Genomic DNA, 10167 nt, shown 5'->3' on the forward strand with positions numbered 1-10167 from the left:
CGCCTGGCCCATCCCCAGGCGCCCCCGCGACGGATCCGGCGCCCCGCCCCCTCACCGGCGCCATCGCCGCGCGAGCGGCCCCAGGAGGGGCCGCGCGACGCCCGCGCTCCCTCCCCCCTCTCGGCGTGTTCCCGAGCGCCGCCTTCGCCCTTGCGCATTGACAGCGCGCGAACCCCCTACCGATAATCGGCCCCTTGCCGTCGTGCCTGGCGACGAACCCCCGCAAGCCCCTTGGCCGACGCAGTCGTCCCCTGGCACGCGTGGCCGTCCACATGCACGATCCGGTTCGTTCCCCATCCGGAGTTGTCACCATGAAGTTGCGCACCACCCTGGCCCTTGTGGCCGCCGCCATCCCCCTGGCAGCCGCCCAAGCCCAGACGCTGAAGATCGGCCTGTCGGCCGAACCCACTTCGGCGGACCCCCACTATCACAAGATGACGCAGAACGACGCGTTTTCCGCGCACGTCTACAGCTCTCTGGTGGGCCGCAGCGCCGACATGAAGCTGGTGCCCCAGCTCGCCACCTCCTGGAAGACCCTGGACGACCTGACCTGGGAATTCAAGCTGCGCGACGACGTCAAGTTCTCCAACGGCAAGCCCTTCACGTCCGAGGACGTGCTGTTCACGATCTGCCGCACGCTGAACAACGAAACCAACGTGTCGCAGTCCTACATGGACATGACCAAGCGCATCACCGACGTGCAAACGCCGGATCCGCACACCGTCATCATCAAGACCGCCGAGCCCTTCCCCCTGATGCCGGCCGAACTGGCCCGCTCGCTGCCCATCATCTGGAACGGCATCGTCGAACACGGCAAGCTCACGTACGAACCCAAGAAGGGTTGCGGCGTGACCGGCGCCTGGCCCACCGTGGCCGACTTCAACAATGGCAAGGACGCCATCGGCACCGGCCCCTACATGCTGAAGTCCTACGTCAAGGGCACCGGCATCGAGCTCGTCCGCAATGAAAACTACTGGGGCGAGAAGCCGCACTGGAAGGAAGTGAAGTTCGTGCCGGTGCCCTCGGCCGGCCCGCGCCTGACCGGCCTGCTGTCCGGCGACTTCGACATGATCGAAAATCCCGCCGCGCGCGATCTTCCCCGCCTGAAGGACAACCCCAAGTTCGGCTTCGTGGCCACCCCGTCCACCCGCCTGGTGTTCTTCCAGCCGGACGTGGGCCGCAACCCGAGCCCGTTCGTCAAGAGCGCCGACGGCAAGAACCCGCTGCAGGACCTGCGCGTGCGCAAGGCCATTTCCATGGCCATCGACCGCAAGACCATCACCGCCCGCATCATGGACGGCATGGCCACCCCCGCCTTCCAGTACATGCCCGACGGCATGTTCGGCGCGCTGCCCAAGGCCCCGGAAATCAAGTACGACCCGGAAGGCGCCAAGAAGCTGCTGGCCGAAGCCGGCTACCCGAACGGCTTTGAACTGACGCTGTCGTCCACCAACGACCGCTACGTCAACGACGGCCAGGTCGCCCAGGCCGTGGCCCAGTACCTGGCCCGCGTCGGCATCAAGACCAACGTGGACGCCATGACGGCCTCCATCTACTTCCCCAAGCGCGCCAAGCGCGAATTCAGCTTCTCGATGGGCGGCTGGCCGGCGGAAACGGGTGAAGCCTCGGCGCTGTTCCAGCTGTGGGTGGCGTCGCTGGATTCGCCCGCCAGCCTGGGCACCAGCAACTACGGCGGCTTCTCCAACGCCGACTTCGACAAGGTCTACAAGCAGGCCATCATCACGGTCGACGCGGCCAAGCGCGAAAAGCTGCTGCAGGAATCCACCCAGATCGCCCTGGACAACGTGCCGCTGATCCCGCTGCACTTCGAAAGCAGCATCTGGGCCTTCCGCAAGGGCATCTCGTACGAAGGCCGCCGCGACCAGTACACGCTGGCCACGTCGGTCAAGCCCGACGCGAAGTGAGCAGGCTGGGTTGATTGAACAAAACGGCTGCCTCGCGCAGCCGTTTTGCCTTCTGGCGGCGCCCGAGCCCCCCCAGGCACAGCCCCCAGCCCCAACCCCTATACAATCTTCTCGCTTCATCGGAATTGCCATGCCCACGTCTTTGCCCTCGTCAGCGCCCAACCCCAGCCCTCGCCCCTTTCTTCTCGCCTGTCCGGACCTGTCGACCGAGCGCGTGGGCAACACGGATACGCCGGGCGTCTGGCATTTCGATTCCGGCGCGCCCGGCAAGCGGGTCATGCTCAGCGCGCTGATCCACGGCAATGAGCTCTGTGGCGCCTGGGCGCTGAAAGACGCCCTGGCCGCCGGGCTGCGCCCGCGCCGCGGCACGCTGACGCTGGCATTCTGCAACCTGGCCGCCTTCGACCGCTTCGACGCCCGCAACTACGCCCCGGCGCGCTTCGTCGACGAAGACATGAACCGCGTCTGGAGCGACGACAAGCTTGCCGCGCCAACCAGCCAGGAGCGCCGCCGCGCCGCCCAGATCCGCCCCTGGGTGGAACAGGCCGACTGGCTGCTGGATTTCCATTCGATGAGCAATTCCGACGTGCCGCTGCAACTGACCGGCCTGGAACAGCGCAACATCGACCTAGCGCTGGCCCTGGGCAACCCGGCCACCATCATCGCCGACGCCGGCCACGCCGCCGGCGTGCGCATGCGCGATTACGGCCGCTTCGGCGAAGCCGGCGACAACGGCACCCGTTCCCTGCTGATCGAATGCGGGTTCCATGGCGCGCCCGAGGCGCGCGGCGTCGCGGTCGACCAGATGGCGCGGTTCCTGGTCCAGGCCGGCACGGTGGACCGAAGCGACATCCCGGCAGACTGGTTCGCGCCCGGCGCCCCTCTCCAGCGCGCCTTGCGCGTGACGCACGCCGTCGCCGCCAAGAGCGCCGACTTCCGTTTCGCCGAGCCCTGGAAGGGACTGGAAATGCTGGCCAAGGCGGGCACCGTGATCGGCTGGTCCGAAGGCGAGCCCGTCACCACGCCCTATGACAACTGCGTGCTGATCATGCCGTCCACCGCCAACCTGCGGCCCGGCGTGACCGTCGTCCGCCTGGCGCAGCCCATCGTTTAAGCAACCCGCGCGCCCGCCAACGCAATTCGCGGCGCGCCCCAAAACCCCTGAGCCCACCAAGGAAATCATCACGTGGCCTTGTTCATCCTACGCAGACTGATACAGAGTCTGTTCGTGCTGCTGGCCGTTTCGGTCGTGGTCTTCTTCGCGGTGTACGCCGTGGGCGACCCGATCGAACTGCTGGTCAGTCCCGAAGCCAGCCAGGCCGCCCGCGAGGCGATGATCGCCCGCCTGGGCCTGGATCTGCCCGTGTGGCAGCAATACACGGGGTTCCTGTGGCGCGCGCTGCACGGCGACCTGGGCACGTCCTTCGTCCACGGCATCCCGGCGATCGAGCTGATCGTGCAGCGCATTCCCGCCACGTTCGAGCTGGTCATCGTGGCCATCTTCCTGACCTGTGTGATCGGCATCCCGCTGGGCCTCATCGCGGGCCTGTACCGCGACGAATACCTGGGCCGCGGCATCATGGCGTCGTCCGTGCTGGGCTTCTCGCTGCCGAACTTCTGGCAGGGCATGATGCTGATCCTGCTGTTTGCCGTGTGGCTGGGCTGGCTGCCGGCCACGGGCCGCGGCGACACGGTCACCGTGCTGGGCGTGCGACTGTCCATCCTGACCGCCGACGGCTGGTCCCACCTGATCATGCCGGCCATCAACCTGGCGCTGGCCAACATCGCCCTGGTGCTGCGCATGACGGCTTCCGGCGTCGTGGAGGCCCGCAGCCAGGACTACGTGAAGTTCGCGCGCGCCAAGGGCGTCAAGCCCGGCCGCATCGTGCGCCGCCACATCCTGCGCAACATCCTGATCCCCGTGGTCACGGTCATCGGCATGGAGTTCGGCACCCTGATCGCCTACTCCACCATCACCGAGACCGTGTTCGCGTGGCCGGGCATGGGCAAGCTGCTCATCGACAGCGTCTACCAGCTCGACCGCCCCGTGGTGGTCGCCTACGTGATGCTGGTCACCCTGATCTTCGTCGTCATCAACCTGGTTGTGGACATCCTGTACGCCGCGCTCGACCCGCGCGTGCAGCTCGTGGCCCCCGCCCAATAATCCGCCATGGCTACCAATCCTCCCAATCCCGGCCGCACCCGCACCGTCCAGCCCCTGGCCGAGACGCCGCGGCGCGCCGCCATCCTGAAGAAACTGCACGCGCGCCCCACCGTGCGCGGCTCCGTCATCGCGCTGGCCATCCTGGTGATCCTGGTGGTCTTCGCGCCGTACTTCGCGCCGCAGAATCCCTACGACCTGGCCAATCTGTCGCTCATGGACGGCCGCCTGGCGCCGCGCCAGGCGCTGATGGACGGCAGCATCGCCTGGCTCGGCACCGACGACCAGGGCCGCGACATGCTCAGCGCCATCCTGTATGGCCTGCGCATCAGCCTGATGGTGGGCCTGTCCGCCGTCGTGCTGGCCACCGCCATCGGCGGCGCGATCGGTCTGGTGGCCGCCTATGTGGGCGGCGTGGTCGACACCGTGCTGATGCGCATCGTCGACTTCATCCTGGGCTTCCCGACCATCCTGGTGGCGCTGGTGCTGCTGGTGGTGCTGGGGCGCGGGGTCGACAAGGTGATCCTGGCGCTGGTGCTGGTGCAGTGGGGGCATTACGCGCGCATCATGCGCAGCCGCGCCCTGCAGGAGCGCCGCAAGGAATACGTCGAGGCCGCCGCCAACCTGGGCTTTCCGGCCTGGCGCATCATGCTCTTTCACCTCTTGCCCAACTGCCTGGGCCCCGTGATGGTGTTCGCCACCATCCAGATCGCCACCGCGATCGCGCTGGAAGCGACGCTGTCCTTCCTGGGCGTGGGCGTGCCCATCACCGAACCGTCGCTGGGCCTGTTGATCTCCAACGGCTTCCAGTACCTGCTGTCGGGCGACTACTGGATCAGCCTGTTCCCGGGCATCGCGCTCCTGGTGCTGATCCTCTCCATCAACATCGTGGGCGACCGCCTGCGCGAAGCCCTGGATCCTAGGAAGTGACCCACCCCCGAAGCGCTGCGCGCTTCCCCCTCAAAGGGGGCGTGCCTGCGGACCGGCGGAGCCGGATCCGCGGCACCTCGATCGGGGAGAACCGCGGCATGCGAGGAGCTTGGCGTTATGGACAAATGAAATGAGCGAACACATTCTTGAAGTGCGCGGGCTGCGCACCGCATTCCATACCGAGGCCGGCGCCTGGCTGGCGGTCGACGGCGTCGATCTCACGGTGCGCCGTGGCGAGATCGTCGGGCTGGTCGGCGAATCGGGTTCCGGCAAGTCCGTCACGGGCTTTTCGCTGCTGGGTCTGATCGACCCGCCCGGAGAAGTCGTCGACGGCGAAGTGAAGTTCAAGGGCACGGACCTGCGCAAGCTGTCCGAGGAGCAGATGCGCCAGCTTCGCGGCAACCGCATCGCCATGATCTTCCAGGACCCGCTCATGACGCTCAATCCGGTGCTGCGCATCGGCGAGCAGATGATGGAGGCGATCCTCACGCACGAAGACGTGCCGCGCGCCCAGGCCGAAGAGCGCTGCCGCGAGGCGCTGGCCATGGTCGGCATCCCGTCGCCGGAAAAGCGGCTCAAGAGCTATCCGCACGAGTTTTCGGGCGGCATGCGCCAGCGCGTCGCGATCGCCATCGCGATGCTGAACAAGCCCGACCTGATCATCTGCGACGAACCGACCACCGCGCTGGACGTCACCATCCAGGGCCAGATCCTCTATCGCATGCAGGAGATCTGCCGCGAACACAACACCGCGCTGATCTGGATCACCCACGATCTGGGCGTCGTGGCCGAACTGGCCGACCGCGTGGCCGTCATGTACGCCGGCCGCATCGTCGAGAGCGGTCCGGTCGAACAGGTGCTGGACGCGCCGCGCCACCCCTACACCCGCGGCCTGCTGGACTCCATGCCCGGCGCCACGCAGCCCGGCGCGCGCCTGCACCAGATCAACGGCATGGCGCCCAGCCTGGCCGGCCGTCCGTCGGGCTGTGCGTTCCGGCCGCGCTGTACCCACGCGGTCACGCGCTGCACCGAGCAAGCCCCCTCCGTCACCACCGAAGGTCCGCGCAGCTATCGCTGTTACGTGCCGATAGCCCGCGAGGCGCAGTAAGAACATGAGCCAAGCCGATACCCCCGTCATCGAGCTCAAGAACGTCCACAAGCGTTTCGAGCAGCGGCCCGACCTGGCCCAACGCATCCTCGCCCTGACCGGCCGCCCCATTGACCGCCGCACCGTCTACGCGGTCAACGGCGTGGACCTGTCCATCAAGCGCGGCGAGGTGGTGGGCCTGGTGGGCGAGTCCGGTTGCGGCAAGTCCACGCTGGGCCGCGTCGTCGCCGGCCTGCATCGCCAGACAGAGGGCGAGCTGCTGTACCAGGGCCAGGACGCCAACCGCCTGCGCGGCGCCGACAAGCTGGCGTACACGCTGGGCGTGCAGATGATCTTCCAGGACCCGCAGGCCTCGCTGAACCCGCGCCAGCGCCTGCGCCAGATCCTGGGCGAATCGCTGAAGGTGCACAAGCTGGCGCCGCCCGCCCAGATTCCCGCACGCGTCGATCAGGCCCTGAAGGAAGTGGGCCTGGATCCGGAATACCGCGACCGCTTCCCGCACCAGGTCTCGGGCGGCCAGCGCCAGCGCATCGGCATCGCCCGCGCGCTGATGGTGGCGCCCAAGTTCCTGGTCTGCGACGAACCCGTGGCCGCGCTGGACGTGTCGATCCAGGCGCAGGTGATCAACCTGTTCATGGACCTGCGCGAGCAGCACGGCTTCACGTACCTGTTCATCAGCCACGATCTGGGCGTGGTCAAGCACATATCCGACCGCGTCGCGATCATGTACCTGGGCAAGATCGTGGAGATCTCCACGTCGGCCGAGATCTTCGCGCGGGCCAATCACCCGTACACTCAGGCGTTGATGGCCGAAGTGCCGGACGTGGGCCGCCGCGGCCGCAAATTCACGCCGATCAAGGGCGAAATCCCGTCGCCGCTGAACCCGCCGCCCGGCTGCACCTTCAATCCCCGCTGCCCCCACGCCATGCCGCGCTGCCGCGAGCAGGCGCCGGTCCTGAAAGAAATCTCGGCGGGCCACTGGTCGGCCTGTCACCTGAACGAAGCGAGCGCCTGATGAAACCCTCCGACATGTCCAACGTGGACCGCATCGCCATCGAACTGGGCCATGCCGGCCGCAACGCCATCCTGTACGTGGACGAGGACCGCAACTCCGATCGCCCGTTCAAGCTGCAAACCTACCGTCCCTACGGCTACACGCCGGACCGCCCCGTGGTCATCGTGCAGCACGGCGTGCTGCGCAACGGCGACGAATACCGCGATTTCTGGGTCGAGGCCGCCGACAAGCACAAGCTGCTGATCGTGGCGCTGACCTTCTCGAACGAAATCTGGCCGGGCGTCGAAAGCTACAACAACGGCCGCGTGTTCTCGGCGGGCGGCAATCCGCGCCACATCGACGGCTGGACCTATGCGCTGGTGGGCAACGTCATCAAGGACATGATCGCCGGCGAGATCACCGACGGCCAGAACGTCTACCTGTTCGGCCACAGCGCGGGCGGCCAGTTCGTCCACCGCCTGATGAGCAGCCAGTCGCACGCGCCGTTCAAGGCCGTGGCGGCCGGCAACCCGGGCTGGTACACGCTGCCGACCTTCGACCATCCGTTCCCCGAAGGCATGGACGGCGTCGGCCTGACCGAGGACCACCTGGTCAAGCTGCTGGCCTATCCGATGACCATCCTGGCAGGCGACCAGGACATCGCCACCGACGACCCCAACCTGCCGTCCGAACCCGCCGCGATGCGCCAGGGCCCGCACCGTTTCGCCCGCGCGCAGAACTACTACGAGTTCGGGCGCAAGGAAGCCGAGCGCCGCGGCGTGCCGTTCGGCTGGACGCTGCAGGTGGTGCCCGGCATCGGCCATGACGGCCGCGCCATGTCCGCCGTGTGCGCCAGCCTGTGGTTCGACGGCAAGATGCCCGACGACGCCGAACTCGCCCGCCTGGCCGGCCAGCAGGTCGCCTGATCCTTTCTTTCTTCGTTGCTGATTCCAGATACCGCCATGTCCAACACCCAGAGCACTGAACAGATCGTCGCCGGCATCCAAGGCTGGCTGCAATGCGAATCGCCCTCGAACTTCCCCGAGGGCATCGCCGCCATGGCGCGCATCATCGCCGACTACGCGGCCGCCGCCGGCCTGACCGTGGAGCTGTCGTCGCTCGGTCCCACCACCGGCCCGCTGCTGTACGCCACCAACCGCGCCCCCGGCGATACGCGCCCCGGCATCCTGATCCTGGCGCACATGGACACCGTGCATCCGGTCGGCACGCTGCTGGAAAACCCCGTGCGCATCGACGGCGACCGCCTCTACGGTCCCGGCAGCTACGACATGAAGGCGGGCATCTACCTGGCGCTGACGGCCCTGGCCGGGGTGGCGCGGCCCGGCGCGACGCAACTGCCCGTGGACTTCCTGGTGGTGCCCGACGAAGAAACCGGCAGCCACGCATCCCGCGCGCACATCGAACGCTTCGCCGCCAACGCCAAGTACGCGCTGGTCTGCGAACCGGCCCGCCCCAACGGCGGCAAGTGCGTGACGGCGCGCAAGGGCACCGGCATGCTGAACCTGAACGTCAAGGGCCGCCCGGCGCACGCCGGCATGCAGCACGAGAAGGGCCGCAGCGCGATCCGCGAAATGGCCCACCAGGTGCTGGCGCTGGAAGCCATGACCGACTACGACCGCGGCATCACCGTCAGCGTCGGCACCATCGCCGGCGGCACCGTGACCAACACCGTGCCGGCGCTGTGCCGCTGCGTGGTGGACTTCCGCGTGCCCGACATGGGCGCCGCCGAGGACGTGCTGCGCCGGATGCGCGAACTGTGCGCGGTGGGTCCCGATGTGGAACTCGACATCGACGTGGAACTGAACCGCCCGCCGATGGTGAAGACCGATGCCGCCGCGGCGCTGCTGGCGCTGGTGCAGGGATATGCGGACCGGGCGGGATTCCTGCTGGAAGATGCGCCCATGACGGGTGGCGGCAGCGATGCGAACTTCACGTCGGCGATGGGGATTCCCACGCTGGATGGGCTGGGCGCCGACGGGGATGGCGCGCATACCTTGAATGAATACATCCTGGTTTCCACGCTGGAACAGCGGTTGAAGTTTTGGGAGTTGCTGTTGAGGGAATTGGCGTAGGTTCGGTTTTTTTTGGGGCGGTTTTTTGCTGATTTTGCGTTGAGTTCTTGAGACGCCCGGCGCGGCGTGGGCCTGGGGTGGGCGGGGCTACGATTGCGGTCCGGAGCGTTCGCTCCGGACTTCCCCTTCGTCATCCTCGTCCCGGCCTTCGGCCGCTCCTTCGGATTCCCTCGGGCGCATCTACACGCCCCGCCCACCCCAGGCCCACACCGCGCCGGGCTCGTTCGGATACAGCTTTGCGGGCGCTGGGGCGAATTGGGTTCTTTAGGTCCTTGCCAACAGCAGAGGGGGGGGTGGAGGATCTTGCGGGGCCCGCCCCCGGCCGGCCGCGCTGGCGGCCTTTGGGGGCTTACGTGGTGTCTTGCGTCGGTGCTTGGACGCTACGCGCGTGGCTGCGATGTTGGCCTGCTTTGCCGCGTTTGCCTGGGCGTGGAAGGTCTTGCGGTGCTTGCCCCTGGTCGGCCGCGCGGGCGGCCTCGGGGGCTTTGGCGGTGTCTTGCGATCGGTGATGCCGCTGCGCGCATGCGCGAGATTTTGAGTATCGGCCCGCCCCAAACGGCTGCCCGGGCAGCCGTTTGGGGCTTACGCGCTGTCTCGCGATCCATGATGCCGCTGCGCGCCATCAAACACCCTCCACCGGCCGCCGCTAATCGCCATTTCAACTCCAGTGCCGGATGGGCGGCGCGTACCGGTCGTCAAGCTGTAGCGGCCCGTCCCCGCGCCGCCCATCACCGCCCTCCCCCAACGGCGAGCACCATTAGCACGCCAAACGCCGCATTCGCGCAAGCGCACACCACCACGACGCCCCTATGCCCATATGCCGATTGTGGCCGCCCGCGCGGCCGCAATCGGCGTCCACGCAGATCCCCTGCCCTGACCACACCTCTTGTAGCGCACCAGACCAAGACTCACGTAGCCCGGCGTGGGGGGGGGGGGGGGGGGGGGGGGTGGGGAGG

General features: G+C 67.7%; 8 protein-coding genes. All 8 read left to right on the plus strand.

Annotated elements, in window-relative coordinates; translation table 11 throughout:
* The first annotated feature begins 311 nt into the window (after window positions 1-311).
* The 8 genes from ABE485_RS30435 (at window position 312) to ABE485_RS30470 (ending at window position 9211) form a co-directional block, all read left to right on the plus strand.
* Window positions 312-1925, plus strand: coding sequence for an ABC transporter substrate-binding protein (locus tag ABE485_RS30435; RefSeq protein ID WP_346518977.1), 1614 nt, complete (start codon window positions 312-314; stop codon window positions 1923-1925).
* A 130-nt stretch (window positions 1926-2055) separates the two neighbouring features.
* Window positions 2056-3039: a succinylglutamate desuccinylase/aspartoacylase domain-containing protein gene (locus ABE485_RS30440; protein WP_346518978.1), complete on the plus strand. Its 984-nt coding sequence runs from the start codon at window positions 2056-2058 to the stop codon at window positions 3037-3039.
* A 72-nt stretch (window positions 3040-3111) separates the two neighbouring features.
* Window positions 3112-4089: an ABC transporter permease gene (locus ABE485_RS30445; protein ID WP_346518979.1), complete on the plus strand. Its 978-nt coding sequence runs from the start codon at window positions 3112-3114 to the stop codon at window positions 4087-4089.
* A 6-nt stretch (window positions 4090-4095) separates the two neighbouring features.
* Window positions 4096-5016, plus strand: a complete 921-nt coding sequence (locus ABE485_RS30450) for an ABC transporter permease (RefSeq protein WP_346518980.1) — start codon at window positions 4096-4098, stop codon at window positions 5014-5016.
* Window positions 5017-5146: 130 nt separating this feature from the next.
* Window positions 5147-6124 carry an ABC transporter ATP-binding protein gene (locus ABE485_RS30455; protein WP_346518981.1) on the plus strand — a complete coding sequence of 326 codons (978 nt, stop codon included), beginning with the start codon at window positions 5147-5149 and terminating at the stop codon, window positions 6122-6124.
* A 4-nt stretch (window positions 6125-6128) separates the two neighbouring features.
* On the plus strand, window positions 6129-7139 hold the full coding sequence (locus ABE485_RS30460) for an ABC transporter ATP-binding protein (RefSeq protein ID WP_346518982.1): 1011 nt from the start codon (window positions 6129-6131) through the stop codon (window positions 7137-7139).
* Window positions 7139-8044 (plus strand): alpha/beta hydrolase, encoded by a 906-nt coding sequence (locus ABE485_RS30465; RefSeq protein WP_346518983.1) that lies wholly within the window; start codon window positions 7139-7141, stop codon window positions 8042-8044. Before ABE485_RS30460 ends, ABE485_RS30465 begins: the two co-directional genes overlap by 1 nt.
* Before the next feature lie 36 nt (window positions 8045-8080).
* Window positions 8081-9211 (plus strand): M20 family metallopeptidase, encoded by a 1131-nt coding sequence (locus tag ABE485_RS30470; protein ID WP_346518984.1) that lies wholly within the window; start codon window positions 8081-8083, stop codon window positions 9209-9211.
* Window positions 9212-10167: the final 956 nt, after the last annotated feature.

Origin of the sequence: Achromobacter spanius, from assembly GCF_039673305.1 — a bacterium.
Classification (GTDB): Bacteria; Pseudomonadota; Gammaproteobacteria; order Burkholderiales; family Burkholderiaceae_B; genus Achromobacter; species Achromobacter spanius_F.